Below are 17278 nucleotides of genomic sequence, written 5' to 3'. Positions count from 1 at the left end.
ACCTGGCCCGATCACGGTGTGACATGTTCCGCGGTGTGACGTGTGCCATCGCGTGGATCACCACACATCCGGAAAGGTGCCCCCTTGGTCTGTGCCGAGATCGGGCGCCGGCCGTGCAATCCGGACAGCCGGGCGCGATCCGCCCGAGCGCACCAGAGAGTGGAACCACCCGTGAGCAAGGACGCCGTGAACACGGCAACGGCCGATGTGCGCCCCGCGCAGGGCCAGGTGCCCGCGGACGCGGGCGACGCCGGTTACAGCAAGGACCTCAAGGCGCGCCACATCAACATGATCGCCATCGGCGGCGCGATCGGAACCGGCCTCTTCCTCGGCGCCGGCGGCAGACTGCGCGACGCCGGACCCGCCCTGGCGCTGGCCTACCTGGTCGCCGGCGTCTTCGCCTTCTTCGTCGTCCGCGCCCTCGGCGAGCTGGTGCTCTACCGGCCGTCCTCGGGATCCTTCGTGTCCTACGCGCGCGAGTTCCTCGGCGAGAAGGGCGCCTACGTCGCCGGCTGGATGTACTTCCTCAACTGGTCCACCACCGGCATCGCGGACATCACCGCGATCGCTCTCTACACCCACTACTGGAGTCTGTTCACCGACATCCCGCAGTGGGTCCTGGCACTGATCGCGCTCGCGGTGGTGCTGGCGGTGAACCTGATCTCCGTGAAGATCTTCGGCGAGATGGAGTTCTGGTTCGCCATCATCAAGGTCGCCACGCTGGTGGCCTTCATGTTCGTCGGCGTCTTCCTGCTCGCCACCCGGCACGAGGTCGGCGGAGGCACCCCCGGCCTCAGCATGATCACCGACAACGGCGGGGTGCTCCCGCACGGGGTGATGCCGGTCGTCCTCGTCATGCAGGGCGTGATCTTCGCCTACGCGGCGCTGGAGCTGGTCGGTGTCGCCGCGGGCGAGACCGCCGAACCGGAGAAGGTCGTCCCCCGCGCGGTGAACTCCATCATGTGGCGCGTCGGCCTCTTCTACGTCGGCTCGGTCGTCCTGCTCGCCCTGCTGCTGCCCGGCAGCGTCTACTCCGCCGACGAGAGCCCCTTCGTCACCGTCCTGTCGAGGATCGGCGTTCCCGCGGCCGGCGACATCATGAACCTGGTCGTGCTGACCGCCGCGATGTCCTCGCTGAACTCCGGTCTGTACTCCACCGGCCGCATCCTGCGCTCGATGGCCATGGCCGGCTCCGCGCCGACGTTCACCGCCCGCATGAACCGCAGCCAGGTGCCCTACGGCGGCATCCTGCTGACCTGCGCGGTCTGCGTGCTCGGCGTGGGCCTGAACTTCCTGCTGCCGCACCAGGCCTTCGAGATCGTGCTGAACGTCGCCTCGCTCGGCATCATCAGCACATGGGTGATCATCATGATCTGCCACCTGGTCTTCGTCCGCCGCGCCCGCGCCGGACTGGTCACCCGCCCGTCCTTCCGCCTCCCCGGCAGCCCGGTCACCGAGATCGCCACCATCGCCTTCCTGGTGTCCGTCCTCGGTCTGATGTGGAACGACCCCGAGATCGGCCGGAAGACGCTGCTGCTGGTGCCCGTGATCGCGGTGATGCTGGTCGCCGGCTGGTACGGCGTCCGCCGGCGCGTCGCGCGTGAGACCGAGCGCGAGCTGGAGGGGCTCACGAAGTGACCGCCCCGGGCGGCTGATCAGCAAACGGGCGTGCGGCGGGGAGACCGGTGACGGTGTACGACCACGGGGACTGACACACGGTCTGCGGGCTGGCCGGGTGTGCCGGTCCCCGTGTGCCGATGAGCCGGTCGGCCGGGTGTGTCGGTCCCCGTGTGCCGATGAGCCGGTCGGCCGGGTGTGTCGGTCCCCGTGTGCCGATGAGTCGACGAGGCGATGTGCCGACGGGGGTGGTGCCTCGACGCGCGGCGGCGTGCCGGCAGGGCGATGTGCCCTGTGCGGCGTGTTGTGCCGGGAGCTCTCAGTGCCGGCCGGTGTGGATGTTGTTCGTCGCCGCGATCTTCTTCCAGGACTTCGGCGGGGCTGAGGGCTGCCGCTTCGGCGTGAGGGAGGCCGAGCGAGCCGCGGACTCGGACGGCTTGGACGGCTCGTACAGCCAGGTGTCGAAGAGGGCCGCGAGCGGCTTGCCCGACAGTTCCTCCGCGTAGCGCCGGAAGTCGGCGACCGTGGCGTTGCCGTGGGCGTACTTGGCGGGCCAGCCCTTCAGGAGCGCGAAGAACACCTCGTCACCGACCTCGTTGCGCAGTGCCTGCAGCGCGAGCGCGCCCCGGTCGTAGACGGCGCCGTGGAACTGGTTCTCCGGGCCCGGATCGCCGGGCTTCACCTTCCAGAACGGGTCGTCGGCCGGGTGCGAGGCGTACACATGGTGGGCGAGCTCCTGGGCCGTGCCCTCGCCCTCGTGCTCCGACCACAGCCACTGGGCGTAGCGGGCGAAGCCCTCGTTGATCCAGATGTCCTTCCATGCGGCAACCGAGACCAGGTTGCCGTACCACTGGTGGGCCAGCTCGTGCACCACCACGGACACATTGGAGCCGTTCGCGAACTGGCGCGGGCTGTAGAAGGGCCGGGTCTGGGTCTCCAGCGCATAGCCGGTGTCGGTGCCGGGGACGTAGCCGCCGAGCGCGTTGTACGGGTAGGGGCCGAAATATCCCGTCAGCCAGTCGGCCACCTCGCCGGTGCGCTCCAGGCTCGCCCGGGCGGCACCGGCGTATTCGCCCAGGTCCTTGCTGTAGGCGTTCAGGATGGGGATGCCGCTCTCGGTGGTGCCCGTGGTGATGTCGAACCGGCCGACGGCGAGAGTGGCGAGATAGGTCGCCTGCGGCTTGTCCGAGCGCCAGTTGTAGCGGGTCCAGCCCGCCTGTGAACTCGTCGACTGCAGGGTGCCGTTGGAGATGGCCTGGGTGCCGTCCGGCACCTGCACCGACACGTCGTAGGTCGCCTTGTCCAGCGGGTGATCATTGCTGGGGAACCACCACCAGGCCGCCTCGGGTTCGTTCGCCGCCACGCCGCCGTCCGGGGTGCGGTGCCAGCTGGTGAAGCCGTACGCCTTCTGCTGCGAGGGCACGCCACGGTAGCGGACGACGACGGTGAACTCCGCGCCCTTGGGCAGGGCCTGCTTCGGGGTGATCCGCAGTTCGTGCTCGCCGGAGGTGCTGAACGAGGCTTTCACGCCGTTCACGCGTACCTCGCTCACATCCAGCAGAAAGTCCAGATTGAAGCGGGACAGGTCCTGCTCGGCGCGGACCAGGAGGGTCGCGGTGCCGGCCAGCTCGTCGGTGGCGGGCTGGTACTTCAGCCGCAGGTCGTAGTGGGTGACGTCGTATCCGCCGTTGCCGTAGGCCGGGTAGTAGGGGTCGCCGATGCCCGGCGCGCCGGGGGAGGGGCTCGCGGCCGATGCCGGGATCGCCAGCAGCAGGGTGGCCGAGGCCAGGACTCCGGGCACGAGGATTCTGCGGTGCACTCAGGGCTCCAAGTCGTGGGGGGACAAGGTCCTTTCGGAGCCTATTGGCGCAGGGGGCGCTGGACATGTCCATGGCCCCGGCTGTCACACGATCGCCATTCAGCCGTCATGGAGCGGGGGTGTGCCGGGTGTGAGGCGTGCGCGAGCGGGGGAGGCGAGGGGCGGCCGGAGAGCGGGCGAGCCGTGGGCCGGCGGAAGAGGAGAGGCGGGAGGGGCGGGTGGGAAGACAGGGATGCGGGGAGAGCTGGTGAAAACGTGGAAGATATGTCCTGCTGAGAAGGTGAATTTTGCGCCACAGGTGGTAGGGGCATTGCGGGGAGGAGCGCTCTTCTCTCTTCGGTCAGACGAAAGGTGCCGCCTGTGACGCAACACCAACACAGCGACAAGGGACAAACGGCCCAGGCTCTGCCGGGGTCGGAAGCGGGACTGCCCGGTCAGCAGCGCCCCCGGACCGACCGGGTGGTGTTCGGGGTCACGGCGGTGCTCACCCTGGCTTTCGTCGTCTGGGGCGCCGTCGCGACCGACTCCCTCGAGACCGTCTCCAGCAACGCGCTCAGCGGCCTGATGCACAACGGCGGCTGGGCCTTCATGCTGGCGGCCTCCGGGTTCGTGGTCTTCGCGCTCTGGCTCGCGGCGAGCAAGTACGGCCGGATCCACCTCGGCGCGGAGGGCGAGGAGCCCGAGTTCCGCACCGTTTCCTGGGTCGCCATGATGTTCAGCGCGGGCATGGGCATCGGCCTGATGTTCTACGGCGTCAGCGAGCCGTTGTCGCACTACCTCACGCCGCCGCCCGGCACCGACCCCGCCGACTCCGGTGAGCGCATGGAACTGTCCATGGCCACCACCCTGTTCCACTGGACGCTCCACCCGTGGGCCATCTACGCCGTGGTCGGTCTCGCCATCGCCTACAGCACGTTCCGCAGGCGGCGCCGGCAGACCATCAGCGCTGTCTTCACCCCGCTGATCGGGGAGAAGAACGCCAACGGTGTCGGGGGGCGGGTCATCGACATGCTCGCCATCGTCGCCACCGTGTTCGGATCGGCCGCGTCGCTGGGTCTCGGCGCGCTGCAGATCGGTTCGGGTGTGCAGGAAGTGGGCTGGCTGGACAAGGTCAGCACGGGGCTGCTGGTCGGCATCATCGCCGTGCTGACGGCGGCGTTCGTCGCGTCCGCGGTCTCGGGTGTCGAGAGGGGCATCCAGTGGCTGTCCAACATCAACATGGTGCTGGCGCTGATGCTCGCCCTGTTCGTGTTCGTGGTCGGTCCTACCATCATCGTGCTGGACCTGCTGCCGACGTCGGTCTTCTCCTACCTGGGCGAGCTGCCGCAGCTGGCCGGTCGTACGGAGGCCAGTGCCGGCGACGGCGTGGCCAGCTGGCTGGGCAGCTGGACGGTCTTCTACTGGGCCTGGTGGATCTCGTGGACGCCGTTCGTCGGCATGTTCATCGCCCGCATCAGCCGCGGGCGCACCATCCGGCAGTTCATCGGCGGCGTCATCCTGGTGCCGAGCACGGTCAGCCTGATCTGGTTCGCCATCTTCGGCGGCTCGGCGATGAAGCTGCAGGAGCAGAACCGGCTGGGTGACGAATCGACGCCGGAGGGGCAGCTCTTCGCGGTGCTGCGGGAGTTCCCGATCGCCACGGTCACGACTCTGCTGGTGATGATCCTGGTGGGCATCTTCTTCGTGTCCGGTGCGGACGCGGCGTCCATCGTGATGGGCACGCTGTCGCAGAAGGGCGCGCTGGAGCCCTCGAGGCTGGTCGTCGTCTTCTGGGGTGTGGCCACCGGTGCGGTGGCCGCGATCATGCTGCTGGTCGGCAGCGGTCAGGGGGATGCCCTGACGGGCCTGCAGAACCTGACGATCCTCGCGGCGGCACCGTTCGTCGTCGTCATGGTCCTGATGTGCGTGGCTCTCATGCGGGACCTGCGCCGGGACCCGGTCATCGTGCGCGACCGCATGGGCTCGGAGGCGGTGGAGCTCGCCGTCATCGAGGGTCACAAGAAGTACGACGGCGAGTTCGAGCTGCGTATCGGCCCCGGCCGCGGTCCGGACGTGGAGGGCGACCCGATCGGCAAGCACTGAGCCCGCCGGCGTGCGGTTCATGGTGGGCCGGGGGCACAACCGCCCCCGGCCCACCGTCACGCCGTCGCCAGCTCAGCCGCCTCCTCCGCGCACCCCCACGCCACCGTGATCCCCGCTCCACCGTGACCGTAGTTGTGCACCAACCGGCGCCCATCGGGCAGCCGTTCCGTCTCCAGCCGCACCGCATCCCGCACCGGCCGCAGGCCCACCCGATGCTCCAGCACCCGCGCCCGCCCGATCTCCGGCCGCAACGCCGCGCACCTTCGCACGATCCCCTCCGCCACCCCCGCATCCGGCTCCAGGGACCACACGTCCTCCTCCGCCGTCCCCCCGAGAATCAACCTCCCCGGCTGCGGAAAGAAGTACGCCGACTCGCTCCCCGCCGTGTCGCCCACCATCCACTCCCGGATCCCGGGGTTCTCCACCACGACCAACTGCCCCCGCACCGGCCGCACCGCCGCATCCGGCACCAGCTCCCGCGCCCCCAGCCCCGCACAGTTGACGACCACGGGCGCCTCCGCCTCCTCCAGCCTCTTCACCTCCCGCTCCTCGACCATGCCGCCCGCCGCGACCAACCGCCCCCGCAGCCACGGCAGATGAGCCGACATGTCGATGAGCGGCAACCGCAGCCACACCCCGTCCCCCTGCGGATACTCCTCCGCACTCACCGCCCGGACATCCGCCAGCCGCCCCCCGGTCCACGCCCCGACCTCCTCCGGCCGGACCCCGCCCATCACCCCGCCGACCATCCGGACCCCGGTGACCTCGGGCCGCCCCGCCAGCTCCTCGTACACCGTCAGCGACCGCAGGGCCCACGCCCGCGCCGCCTCCACCGGCTCGATCCGGTACGGCCACCACAGCGCCCCCGCCACCGCGGACGTCGTCCGCTCGGCCGGGTCCCGCGTCCACAGCCGTACCCGGCGGCCCCGCTCGGCCAGGACCACCGCCGTGGTCAGCCCGATCACTCCGCCACCGACAACGAGCACATCGCAGTCCGGATCAGTCCTCATCGCATCGCTCATCGAAAGCGACGCTAGCCGAATGTGGCAGGACGTGCTCGGGAGCGGCCGGTGCAGGGAATACTCACCCCATGTCTGCCGAGTACGCGACCTTCGGCCTGGCCCCGGCGATGAGACCCGGTGGAGTCCTCGCCAACGGTGACTACCAAGTCCACCGGGAGTTCGTCGATTTCGTCGTCGACGGATGCCCGCTGCTCTTCCAGCTCTCCGACCTGGACGCCGTGTCCCCGCTCGCCTCGGACGTGCCGCCGGCCATCTTCACCGCCCAGGTCCGCAGCCTGCTGCTGGAGACCGAGGCGCCGCTGCCCGCCGGGCGCTACATCGTCTACGGCTGTCCCGAGTGCGCGGACCTCGCCTGCGGCGCGGTGACCGCTGTCATCGAACGGGACGGCGAGGACTTCATCTGGCGCGACTTCGCCTGGCAGACCGAGGAACACGCGGACCTGGAGCTCAACGGCTACCACGGGATAGGCCCGTTCCGCTTCCGCGGCACCGAGTACCGCGCGGCCCTCGCCTCCCTCCTCGAGGCCGACGAGGACGCGGCGAGTCACGGCGAACGCCGCCGCGTCCTCCTCATCGGTGCCCGGGTCGCCCTGCTCGCCAAGCTCGCCGCGGCCCTGCGCACCATCGGCATCGGCGCCGACATCGCCCAGGACGCGGACGGGGTACCGGCGGGGGAGCTACGCGGCTACGGCGCGGTCGTCTTCGGCCGCTCGGTCCCGGACCCCCGACGCACCGCCGTCCGCGAGGCTTTCGATGCCGCCGGCCTGGAAGTCCCCCTCGTCGACGCCTACGCCCCGATCGTCCCGCTGCTCGTCGCCCAGACAGAACAGGTCCTGGACAACAGGCCCCCGGACCAACGCCGCCTGACCTCCCTGGGGTTCAGTGACGGCGCAGCCGAGGTCGAGGTCACCTCGTCCTGCCGGGTGACCCTCACCGCCCACCGCATCGACCGCCTCTCCCGCACCCACACCCACGAGGTCTTCGACGCCATCCTCCCCCCGGGCCTCCACCGCATCCCCCTCGACCCCAAGCCCCTGAAACCCACGTCCTACCTGGTGGCCCGCACAGCCAACACAGTTCTCACCACCCCGGCCAACCACTGAGCAACTCATGTGGCCGTGCCCCCGGCCGCACAGAGCAGCCGGGCCCGGAGACCCACCGCAACCGCAGCGGATCTCCGGGCCCGGCCAGCCTCACTCGACGAGAGAGGCTTCCTACTTCAGCAACCCGGCCCGGCGCAGCGCATCGGCCATCGCACTGTTCTCCGGCGCCGCCTGCCGAGACCCGGAACCACGGCCTTGCCGCTGCTGGGGCGGACGTCCACCGCGCTGCCGTCGCTCACTGCCACCGGCCTGCCCGCCCCCGCCCCGCGAGGTCGAGCCCGCCTCATCGTCCAGCCGCAGCGTCAGCGAGATCCGCTTGCGCGGGATGTCCACGTCCATGACCTTCACCTTGACGATGTCGCCCGGCTTGACCACGTCCCGCGGATCCTTCACGAACGACTTCGACATCGCGGAGACGTGCACCAGCCCGTCCTGATGCACACCGACATCGACGAAGGCACCGAACGCGGCGACATTGGTCACCACGCCCTCCAGCACCATGCCGGGCTCCAGGTCGGAGATCTTCTCCACACCCTCCTTGAAGGCAGCCGTCCGGAACGCGGGCCGCGGATCCCGTCCCGGCTTCTCCAGCTCCCTCAGGATGTCGGTGACCGTCGGCAGGCCGAACGTCTCGTCCACGAAGTCCTGCGGCTTCAGCGACCGCAGCACCGCCGTGTTGCCGATCAGCGAGGCCACCTCCTGCCCGGTGGTCCTCACCATCCGGCGCACCACCGGATAGGCCTCGGGGTGCACGCTCGACGCGTCCAGCGGGTCGTCCCCGCCACGGATCCGCAGGAAGCCCGCACACTGCTCGAACGCCTTGGGCCCGAGCCGCGGGACCTTCTTCAGCTGGGCGCGCGAGGTGAACGGACCGTTGGCGTCGCGGTGCGCCACGATGTTCTCCGCCAGGCCGGAGGTGATGCCCGAGACCCGGGCGAGCAGCGGGGCCGACGCCGTGTTGACGTCCACGCCCACGCCGTTCACACAGTCCTCGACGACCGCGTCCAGCGAGCGCGACAGCTTCACCTCGGACAGGTCGTGCTGGTACTGGCCGACACCGATGGACTTCGGGTCGATCTTCACCAGTTCGGCCAGCGGGTCCTGCAGCCGGCGCGCGATGGACACCGCGCCGCGCAGCGACACGTCCAGGTCCGGCAGCTCCTGCGAGGCGAACGCGGAGGCGGAGTACACCGAGGCGCCCGCCTCGGACACCATCACCTTCGTCAGCTTCAGCTCGGGGTGCCTGGCGATCAGCTCACCGGCGAGCTTGTCGGTCTCCCGGGAGGCCGTGCCGTTGCCGATGGCGATCAGCTCGACCGCGTGCTCCTCGGCCAGCCGGGCGAGCTTGGCGATCGCCTCGTCCCAGCGGTTGGCCGGCACGTGCGGGTGGATGACGTCGGTGGCGACGACCTTGCCGGTCGCGTCGACCACGGCCACCTTCACACCCGTGCGGTAGCCGGGGTCGAGGCCGATGGTGGCGCGGGTGCCGGCCGGGGCGGCGAGCAACAGGTCGCGCAGATTGGCCGCGAAGACCCGCACCGCCTCGTCCTCGGCCGCGGTGCGCAGCCGCAGCCTCAGGTCGAGACCGAGGTGGGTGAGGATGCGGGTGCGCCAGGCCCAGCGGACGGTGTCCAGCAGCCACTTGTCGGCCGGGCGGCCGCGGTCGGCGATGCCGAAGCGGCTCGCGATGATCCCCTCGTAGGAGGAGGGGCCCTCGGTGGGCTCCTCCGGCTCCAGGGTGAGGTCGAGGATCTCTTCCTTCTCGCCGCGCAGCATCGCCAGGATGCGGTGCGAGGGGAGTTCGGTGAACGGTTCGGCGAAGTCGAAGTAGTCGGCGAACTTGGCGCCCGCCTCCTCCTTGCCCTCCCGCACCTTCGACGCCAGGCGGCCGCGCACCCACATCCGCTCGCGCAGCTCGCCGATCAGGTCGGCGTCCTCCGAGAACCGCTCGGTGAGGATGGCGCGCGCGCCGTCCAGCGCGGCCTGCGGGTCGGCGACGCCCTTGCCGGCGTCGACGAACGCGGCGGCGGCGGCCAGGGGCTCCACGCCGGGATCGCCGAGCAGCCCCTCCGCCAGCGGCTCCAGTCCCGCCTCGCGGGCGATCTGGGCCTTGGTGCGCCGCTTGGGCTTGAACGGCAGATAGATGTCCTCCAGGCGCGCCTTGGTCTCCGCGCTCCGGATCCGTGCCTCGAGCTCCTCGGTGAGCTTGCCCTGCTCCCGCACCGAGTCGAGGATCGCCGCCCGGCGTTCCTCCAGCTCCCGCAGATAGCGCAGCCGCTCCTCGATCGTGCGCAGCTGCGCATCGTCGAGCATCTCGGTCGCTTCCTTGCGGTAGCGAGCGATGAAGGGCACCGTCGAGCCGCCGTCGAGCAGCTCCACGGCGGCCTTGACCTGCCGCTCCCGTACGCCGAGCTCCTCGGCGATCCTGCCTTCGATGGACCCTGCTGCTGGGGACCCGGGTGTCGTCACGATCCCGTACCGCCTTCTTCCACTGAGGTTGCGCGGCAATTGTGGCAGGTGACGGCGACAATCGGGGATCAGGGCGCGGACGCGCCGGGATCGGTTCGGGCCGCCGTCACACCCGGCGGCTGCGCGTGCTGGAGGAGGCCCCGCCGAAGAGCCGGGCCAGTGCCCGGAAGGGAAGGGTCACGACGGTGGCGATGGCGCCGCCGATCTGGCGGAGAACGTCTGCGATGGCACGGAACACGTGCTTTCCTTTCGTCTGCTGCGGTCGGACGAAGATGCGGGTACCTCGTCGGCGCCGCATCATGTGCGCCGGAGCAGGACGAATGTCGCAGGTCCTCGGGCGAGGCCGCGGGAGCCGCCGCCCGGAGCCGCGGGAAGGCACCGGGTGGCCGGGTGGCGGGGCAGCGGTACGGCGGCGGCGCTAGCCGGACGCGGACACGTTCCAGGTGAAGCGGGGTGCGCGGCGTTCCAGGAACGCGGCGACGCCCTCGGCGGTGTCCCCGGCGGTGCGCGCCTGCTCGTTCCAGTGGGCCTCCCGGTCGGTGCGGCCGTCCGCGAACTCCTTGGCCGCGGCCTGGGTCAGCTGGGAGCGGGAGGCGAGGACGCGGGTGAACTCGGCGACCCTCTTGTCCAGTTCGCCGCCCGGCAGCACCTCGTCCACCAGTCCGGTCCGCAGCGCCCGTCCGGCGTCGATCAACTCACCGGAGAACAGCAGGTACTTGGCGGTGGCCGGGCCCACCAGGGAGACCAGCCGGCGGGTGGAGGAGGCGGGGTAGACGATGCCGAGCTTGGCCGGTGTCACGCCGAAGAGCGCGTCCTGATCGGCGAACCGCAGATCGCAGGCGGCGGCCAGTTGTGCCCCGCCGCCCACACAGTGGCCCCGGATCGCCGCCAGGGTCGGCTTGGGGAAGGCGGCAAGGGCCTCCTCGGCCGCCACCGCGAGCCCCTGGGCCTCGGAGGCGGACTCGCGCAGCGTGGAGATGTCGGCCCCGGCACAGAAGGTACGCCCGGCGCCGGTGAGCACCAGGACCCGTACGTCCGGGTCGTCGGCGAGCCGGGCGAGCAGCGGCGGCACCGCGGCCCACATCGCGGCGGTCATGGCGTTGCGCTTGGCCGGATGGCTGATGACGACCGTGGCGACGGAGTCGGTGACGTGGTGCAGCAGCTGGGGCTCCTCCATGTGCCGGATGCTATCCGGGCCGCTCGGTGCGCCGGTCAGCGGGAGCGCGCGGGGGAAACCGCCGGGGACAGAGGGAGGGAGAAGAGCCGGGGACAGCGCCGGGGGCAGAGGGAGGGAGAAAAGGGGAGAGGAGACGAGAAAGAGGAAGAAAGAGGAAGAAGGAGGAAAGAAGGGGAGGAAGTGAGGAAGGGAGGGGAAGGAAGAAGAGGAAAGGGGGGGCGGACCGAGGAGGCACAGCATGGCCGAACCCACCGCTGACCCGGGCGGTCGGACCACGCCCGCCGGCCGGAGCGGCGCCGCGCGGCAGGACGAGGTGGCGCGGCTGAGCCGGGGGTTCAGCTGGCTCGCCGCGCTCGGGGTGATCCTGGTGATCGCGGGCGTCGTCGGCCTCGTCTACACCGGCGTCGCGACCCTGACCTCGATGTTCCTCTTCGGCTGGCTGCTGCTGACCGGCGGCGTGGTCGGCCTGCTGCACGCGGTGCAGGCGCGGGGCAGCAACTTCTTCTGGCTGGGCGTGGTGGTCGCGGCGCTGAACATCGCGGCCGGAGTGGTGGTGCTGAGGAAGCCGGATGTCGCGGCCGAGGCGCTGACCATGTTCGCCGCGCTGCTGTTCCTCACCGGTGGGCTCTTCCGGTTGGTGGGGAGCCTGGTGGTGCGCGGGCCGCAGTTCGGCTGGACGCTGGTGCAGGGTGCCTTCGGACTGCTCCTGGGTGTGCTGGTGCTGGCGTCCTGGCCCAGCAGCAGTCAGTACGTGATCGGAACGTTCTTCTCGCTGGCGCTGCTCTTCGACGGCCTCGGTCTGATCGCCACCGGCTACGGCGGGAGGAGGATCGTCGGGATGGTCTCCGACCGGCTCACCGGCGACACCGGCGACACCGGCGGCACCGCTGGGGACGGCGAGAAGGGCGGCAGCGGCGGGAAGGGGCCTGGTGGCGGGACCGGGGAGGCCGGCCCGGGGAGCGGGGCCGGTACGGGCGCTGCCAAACCCGTACAACCCGAATAGTTCGCCGAGACGGAACAAGGGGGACAGGAACAGTCCCTCACCTGACCGTGTCATGCGCAGGTGGTCAGAAGCGCTCGAATTGTGCCGACTTCTGGTCAGCACTTGGGTACGCAGCGGATCGTTCCCAACACTCGACGTGTGGTGACAATCGAGCGCGAGGGTGGCGACCGGACGATGGACGACCAGGGGCGCGGGCCCGGCCCACGCCCACAGGGCGCGGAAGGCTCCGTCGATGCCAGAGAAGCGGACCCGCTGCCGTACGAGGGGGTCTGGCGGTTCACCGCTCCCGCCACCGACGTGTCGGTCCCCCAGGCGCGACACGCCGTGCGGGACCTGCTGATCCGTCAGGGCGTGCCGGTCACCCGCGACGCGCTCCAGGGGCTGCTGCTGATCGTCTCGGAGCTGGTCACCAACGCCGTGCGGCACGCGGCGCTGCTGTCCCCGATGCTCGCCGTCGAGGTCGCCGTCGGAGCCGAGTGGATCCGGGTGTCGGTGGAGGACAACCACCCCTACCGTCCGACGGCCCTGGAGGCCGATCACGGCCAGACGGGAGGGCGCGGGCTGCTGCTGGTGCGGGAGATCACCCGCGAGGCCGGCGGGGTGTGCGACGTGGAGCACACCGCGAGCGGCGGCAAGGTGATCTGGGCCGCCCTGCCGCTCGAGCCCGCACAGGTCCCCTGACCGTTCGCACCGCCCGCACAGGGTCCGTGACCGAGCGCTCCCGGCGCGTCACCAGCCGGCGGACGCCCCGGTCAGCTCCCGGATCGCCGGCCGGGCCGCGTCCAGCACCGTCACGAACCACGCCGAGAAGGTCTCCCGAGCGTGCCGCTCCGCCAGCTCGGAGGCGGTGACGAAGGCCGTCGAGGCGACCTCGTCGGCGTCCGGACGCACCGGGGACTGGACCAGACCCACGAAGAGGTGGTTGTACTCCTGCTCCACCAGGCCCGAGGCCGGGTCCGGGTGGTTGTAGCGGACCGTGCCCGCCTCCGCCAGCAGCGAGGGCGACACCCCCAGCTCCTCGTAGGTGCGCCGCGCCGCCGCCGCGAAGGGCGACTCGCCGGGGTAGGGGTGGCCGCAGCAGGTGTTGGACCACACACCGGGGGAGTGGTACTTGCCCAGCGCCCGCTGCTGCAGCAGCAGCCGGCCGCGCTCGTCGAAGAGGAACACCGAGAACGCCCGGTGCAGCTGCCCCGGTGGCTGATGAGCGGCCAGCTTCTCCGCGGTGCCGATCGTCGCGCCGCTCTCGTCGACCAGTTCCAGCAAGATCGGCTCTGCGGTGCCGTCCGACGGAGTGTGCGTCGCGGTGGCAGGTGTGATCGGCATACCCATCCTTCACATCGGTCTTCGCGCCCCAAGTCTGCCGTACGAAACCGGCACGCCCGGCACTTTCCCGGCGCACCCGCATGTCCCCGCGGGCGGCACCGGAGTCAGGGCCGGGCCCCGAAGATCATCCCTGCCCGGCCGAGCGGGCCGGAAATCATCGGTGCGTCGGCCACCGGCGACCTCGTCGGCACCGGTGCGGTGCGGGCGTCGGCGTGCCGTCGGCGCCGGCGTGCCATCCGCCCGGCCTCCGTGCCGAGGGCCCGCACGCCCCCTCAGTGGCAGAGCCGGGCCTCGTGCTCCGCGTGGCCGCCGGGCTCCAGCTGGAAGGTGCAGTGCTCCACGTCGAAGTGGTCGCCCAGGCAGCTCTGCAGCTCGTGCAGCATCTTCTCGTGCCCTATGGAGGTCAGCGCCTCGGAGCTGACGACGACGTGCGCGGAGAGCACCGGCATGCCCGAGGTGATGGTCCAGGCGTGCAGATCGTGGACGTCCTCGACGCCCTCGGTGGCCAGGATGTGCGCCCGCACCTCGGCCATGTCCACACCCTTGGGCGCCGCCTCGAGCAGCACCTCCAGGGTCTCCCGCAGCAGCCGCCAGGTCCGCGGCACGATCATCAGCGCGATCACCAGGGAGGCGATCGGGTCGGCGGCCGTCCAGCCCGTGGTGACGATCACCAGGGCGGAGACGATCACCGCGACCGAGCCCAGCGCGTCCGCCGCCACCTCCAGGAAGGCGCCGCGCACGTTCAGGCTCTCCCGCTGCCCGCGCATCAGCAGGGTGAGCGAGACGAGATTGGCCACCAGGCCGATCGCGCCGAAGATCATCGCCAGACCGCCCTTGGTGTCGGCCGGTGTGACGAACCGCTCGATCGCCTCGTAGAGCACATAGCCGCCCACGCCGAGCAGCAGGAGGCAGTTCACCAGGGCGGCCAGGATCTCGGCGCGGGCCAGGCCGAAGGTGCGGCGCTCGCTCGGCGGCCGGGCGGCGAAGTGGATCGCCAGCAGCGCCATGCCGAGGCCCAGGGCGTCCGTCGCCATGTGCGCCGCGTCCGCCACCAGGGCCAGCGAGTCGGCCAGCACACCGCCGACGATCTGGACCACCATCACGCCGAGCGTGATCGCCAGCGCCGTCCGCAGCCTGCCGCGGTACGCCGCGCTCACGGTGCCACCGGCGTGCGCCCCGTGCGCATGCCCGTGGTCGTGCCCTGCCCCCATGCGAGCCGCCCTTCCGTCGACGTTCCGGATCACAGTGAACTACGGGCGGGGGGTATCGGGCAACGCGGCACTGAACACCGTTGTCATGTGCCCTGACCTGCGCGTTTGATGGCCAGGTCAGGGCGGAGGCGCGGGCCGCGCGCGGTCGGCCGGGGAAGGGCGGTGAGCGGCCGTGCGGGCGGGGGCGGTGGGGGAGTGCGCGGCCGTGCGGGCGAGGCGGTGGGGGAGTGTGCGGACTCCGGGGCGGCTCGGGGTGTCGGGTGAGGGCGGGGGAGAGATGCCGGTCTTCGCCGTCAACGTCCCTTCCGGCACCGCGGTTTGTGGGCCGGGGTCCGCATCCCCGATGATGATCGCGGCACACATGCCGGCGAACCACGTCGAGCCGGCCGTGGAACGGGCGGTGAAAGCGGGCTTCCGGGAATCCGATAGCCTCTGCCGACACGCCGCCCGGAGAGCCCGCACGGGCGCCCCACCAGCACATGACCGGCGCGGAGGCGCCGGTACCCAGGGAGTGAGTTCGGTTGTCGACCGCCATCCTCACCGGTCAGCCGGTCCCCGGCTCGACGCTCGAGGGCGATCTGCGCTCCCTCGGCTTCGACGTCCGGACCGCCTCCGGCCCGGCCGAGGCCGAGACGCTGCTCGCCCAGGTGCCCTCGACCGAGCGCGTCGCCGTCGTCGACGCCGCGTTCGTCGGCCATGTGCACGCCCTGCGCCTCGGGCTCACCGACCCCCGCTTCCCGATCTCGGCGATCCCCGGCGCCGTCACCGCGCAGGCGGCCGGCCGGCAGGCGCTGACCCGCGCCATGGCCCGGGAGAACTCCGCGGTCGCCGGCGCCGGGGGCGCGGGAGCCCCCGTGGGCCCGGGTTCCCGGGACGCGGCCGGCCTGCCCGACCGCATCGCCGCCGCGCTGGACGCCGACGGCACCGCGGTGCACCGCCCCGAGCTGGGCAGCCTGGTCGCCGCCGTCCCCGCCGACCCGCAGGCACGCAACGAGGCCCGGCAGGCCGTCGGCGCCGTCGACGAGGAGGCGGTCCGGCTGAAGTCGGCCGTGAAGGCCCGCGACGGCTTCTTCACCACCTTCTTCATCAGCCCGTACTCCCGGTACATCGCCCGCTGGTGCGCCCGCAGGGGCCTCACCCCCAACCAGGTCACCACCGCCTCGCTGCTCACCGCGCTGACAGCGGCCGGCTGCGCCGCCACCGGCACCCGCGGCGGCTTCGTCGCCGCCGGCGTGCTGCTGATCGCCTCCTTCGTGCTGGACTGCACCGACGGCCAGCTCGCCCGCTACTCCCTGCAGTACTCCACCCTCGGCGCGTGGCTGGACGCCACCTTCGACCGGGCCAAGGAGTATGCCTACTACGCCGGTCTCGCCCTCGGTGCCGCCCGCGGCGGCGACGACGTATGGGCACTCGCGCTCGGCGCGATGGTCCTCCAGACCTGCCGCCACGTGGTCGACTTCTCCTTCACCGAGGCCAACCACGACGCCACCGGCAACACCAGTCCCACCGCCGCCCTCTCCGACCGGCTGGACAGCGTCGGCTGGACGGTGTGGGCGCGCCGCATGATCGTCCTGCCGATCGGCGAGCGCTGGGCGATGATCGCCGTCCTCACGGCCGTCGCCACCCCGCGCATCACCTTCTACGCCCTGCTCATCGGCTGCGCCTTCGCCGCCGCGTACACCACGGCGGGCCGGGTGCTGCGCTCGCTGACCCGGAGGGCCCAGCGGACCGACCGGGCCGCGCAGGCGCTCGCCGACCTCGCCGACTCCGGCCCGCTCGCCGAGGCGGGTGCCAGCCTGCTGCGCGGTCCGGCCCGCAGTCTGCCCGGCTTCACCGCGCCCGCCGTCGCCCTGCTCGGCGCCGCGGCCGTGGTGGCCACCGCCGCGCTCACCGGCTTCGGCAGTGTCTGGACCGTCCTGGCCGCGGTGGTGTACGCCGGAACGTCGGGCCTCGCCGTCGCGCGCCCCCTCAAGGGCGCCCTCGACTGGCTCGTCCCGCCGTTCCTGCGGGCCGCCGAGTACGGCACGGTGCTGGCGCTGGCCGCCGGCGCCGGTGCGGACGGGGCGCTTCCGGCGGCGTACGGGCTGGTGGCCGCCGTCGCCTACCATCACTACGACACGGTCTACCGCATCCGCGGCAACGCGGGTGCGCCCCCGCACTGGCTGGTGCGGGCGATCGGGGGGCACGAGGGCCGCACTCTCGTCGTCGCCGTCCTGGCGGCGCTGCTCACCGCCTCGCAGTTCACGGTCGCGCTCACGGTGCTCGCCGTCGCTGTGGCCGTGCTGGTGCTCGCCGAGAGCATCCGCTTCTGGGTGGCCGCCCACCGGGGTGGCTCGCCCGCCGTTCACGATGAAGGAGAAACCGCATGATCGGCCTCGTGCTCGCGGCCGGCGCCGGACGGCGTCTGCGCCCCTACACCGACACCCTGCCCAAGGCGCTGGTGCCGGTCGGG

General features: G+C 71.5%; 14 protein-coding genes. 7 read left to right on the top strand and 7 right to left on the bottom strand.

From position 1 onward, the window contains the following. Nucleotides 1-171: 171 nt before the first annotated feature. Nucleotides 172-1638, top strand: coding sequence for an amino acid permease (locus HCJ93_RS06445; protein WP_167991921.1), 1467 nt, complete (start codon nt 172-174; stop codon nt 1636-1638). 298 nt (nt 1639-1936) lie between these two features. Here the strand turns inward: HCJ93_RS06445 and HCJ93_RS06440 are convergent, their stop codons facing one another. Next, complete coding sequence (locus tag HCJ93_RS06440) at nt 1937-3436, bottom strand: M1 family metallopeptidase (RefSeq protein ID WP_167991919.1); 1500 nt, start codon at nt 3434-3436, stop codon at nt 1937-1939. A 360-nt stretch (nt 3437-3796) separates the two neighbouring features. Here HCJ93_RS06440 and HCJ93_RS06435 point away from each other — a divergent pair, with 360 nt between their 5' ends. After that, nucleotides 3797-5518 carry a BCCT family transporter gene (locus HCJ93_RS06435; RefSeq protein WP_167991917.1) on the top strand — a complete coding sequence of 574 codons (1722 nt, stop codon included), beginning with the start codon at nt 3797-3799 and terminating at the stop codon, nt 5516-5518. Nucleotides 5519-5574: 56 nt separating this feature from the next. Here the strand turns inward: HCJ93_RS06435 and HCJ93_RS06430 are convergent, their stop codons facing one another. After that, nucleotides 5575-6528, bottom strand: coding sequence for an FAD-dependent oxidoreductase (locus HCJ93_RS06430; protein ID WP_167991916.1), 954 nt, complete (start codon nt 6526-6528; stop codon nt 5575-5577). Between the two features lie 80 nt (nt 6529-6608). On the opposite strand from HCJ93_RS06430, the gene HCJ93_RS06425 reads away from it, so the two are divergent. Further along, nucleotides 6609-7643, top strand: coding sequence for an oxidoreductase (locus tag HCJ93_RS06425; protein WP_167991914.1), 1035 nt, complete (start codon nt 6609-6611; stop codon nt 7641-7643). A 111-nt stretch (nt 7644-7754) separates the two neighbouring features. Here the strand turns inward: HCJ93_RS06425 and HCJ93_RS06420 are convergent, their stop codons facing one another. The 3 genes from HCJ93_RS06420 to HCJ93_RS06415 all read right to left on the bottom strand — a co-directional run bounded on the left by HCJ93_RS06420 (nt 7755) and on the right by HCJ93_RS06415 (nt 11289). Beyond that, nucleotides 7755-10112: a Tex family protein gene (locus HCJ93_RS06420; protein WP_167991913.1), complete on the bottom strand. Its 2358-nt coding sequence runs from the start codon at nt 10110-10112 to the stop codon at nt 7755-7757. A 106-nt stretch (nt 10113-10218) separates the two neighbouring features. Next, a complete protein-coding gene (locus HCJ93_RS29830) occupies nt 10219-10350 on the bottom strand; it encodes an LPFR motif small protein (protein WP_010042827.1) in 132 nt (43 codons plus the stop codon). 180 nt (nt 10351-10530) lie between these two features. Further along, nucleotides 10531-11289 carry an enoyl-CoA hydratase/isomerase family protein gene (locus HCJ93_RS06415; RefSeq protein ID WP_167991911.1) on the bottom strand — a complete coding sequence of 253 codons (759 nt, stop codon included), beginning with the start codon at nt 11287-11289 and terminating at the stop codon, nt 10531-10533. A 238-nt stretch (nt 11290-11527) separates the two neighbouring features. Here HCJ93_RS06415 and HCJ93_RS06410 point away from each other — a divergent pair, with 238 nt between their 5' ends. After that, entirely contained in the window at nt 11528-12292 is a 765-nt protein-coding gene (locus tag HCJ93_RS06410; protein WP_167991909.1) for an HdeD family acid-resistance protein, read from the top strand. Nucleotides 12293-12466: 174 nt separating this feature from the next. Next, nucleotides 12467-12973 (top strand): ATP-binding protein, encoded by a 507-nt coding sequence (locus tag HCJ93_RS06405; protein WP_167992142.1) that lies wholly within the window; start codon nt 12467-12469, stop codon nt 12971-12973. Between the two features lie 48 nt (nt 12974-13021). Here the strand turns inward: HCJ93_RS06405 and idi are convergent, their stop codons facing one another. Together idi and HCJ93_RS06395 are read right to left on the bottom strand one after the other, a co-directional pair. Beyond that, the gene (gene idi, locus HCJ93_RS06400) at nt 13022-13615 is read right to left on the bottom strand and encodes an isopentenyl-diphosphate Delta-isomerase (RefSeq protein WP_167991908.1); all 594 of its coding nucleotides are present in this window, start codon (nt 13613-13615) and stop codon (nt 13022-13024) included. Between the two features lie 272 nt (nt 13616-13887). Next, nucleotides 13888-14826 carry a cation diffusion facilitator family transporter gene (locus HCJ93_RS06395; protein WP_167991907.1) on the bottom strand — a complete coding sequence of 313 codons (939 nt, stop codon included), beginning with the start codon at nt 14824-14826 and terminating at the stop codon, nt 13888-13890. A gap of 521 nt (nt 14827-15347) precedes the next feature. Between HCJ93_RS06395 and HCJ93_RS06390 the strand changes: the two genes are divergently transcribed. Together HCJ93_RS06390 and HCJ93_RS06385 are read left to right on the top strand one after the other, a co-directional pair. Next, nucleotides 15348-17195 (top strand): DUF5941 domain-containing protein, encoded by a 1848-nt coding sequence (locus tag HCJ93_RS06390; RefSeq protein ID WP_167991906.1) that lies wholly within the window; start codon nt 15348-15350, stop codon nt 17193-17195. Then, nucleotides 17192-17278 (top strand): sugar phosphate nucleotidyltransferase (locus HCJ93_RS06385; protein ID WP_277350681.1); only part of this gene is annotated, 87 nt, incomplete at its 3' end. The genes HCJ93_RS06390 and HCJ93_RS06385, both read left to right, overlap by 4 nt.

This window comes from Streptomyces composti (assembly GCF_012034205.1).
Lineage (GTDB): Bacteria > Actinomycetota > Actinomycetes > Streptomycetales > Streptomycetaceae > Streptomyces > Streptomyces composti.
Note: the sequence above shows the minus strand (reverse complement) of the source record. Positions and strands in the feature narration are given on the sequence as shown.

Coding starts and splice junctions, on each gene's coding strand:
- HCJ93_RS06430 (WP_167991916.1), bottom strand. CDS start 6,528: ATGAGGACTGATCCGGACTGCGATGTGCTCGTTGTCGGTGGCGGAGTG.
- HCJ93_RS06425 (WP_167991914.1), top strand. CDS start 6,609: ATGTCTGCCGAGTACGCGACCTTCGGCCTGGCCCCGGCGATGAGACCC.
- HCJ93_RS06415 (WP_167991911.1), bottom strand. CDS start 11,289: ATGGAGGAGCCCCAGCTGCTGCACCACGTCACCGACTCCGTCGCCACG.
- HCJ93_RS06410 (WP_167991909.1), top strand. CDS start 11,528: ATGGCCGAACCCACCGCTGACCCGGGCGGTCGGACCACGCCCGCCGGC.
- HCJ93_RS06405 (WP_167992142.1), top strand. CDS start 12,467: ATGGACGACCAGGGGCGCGGGCCCGGCCCACGCCCACAGGGCGCGGAA.
- idi (WP_167991908.1), bottom strand. CDS start 13,615: ATGCCGATCACACCTGCCACCGCGACGCACACTCCGTCGGACGGCACC.
- HCJ93_RS06395 (WP_167991907.1), bottom strand. CDS start 14,826: ATGGGGGCAGGGCACGACCACGGGCATGCGCACGGGGCGCACGCCGGT.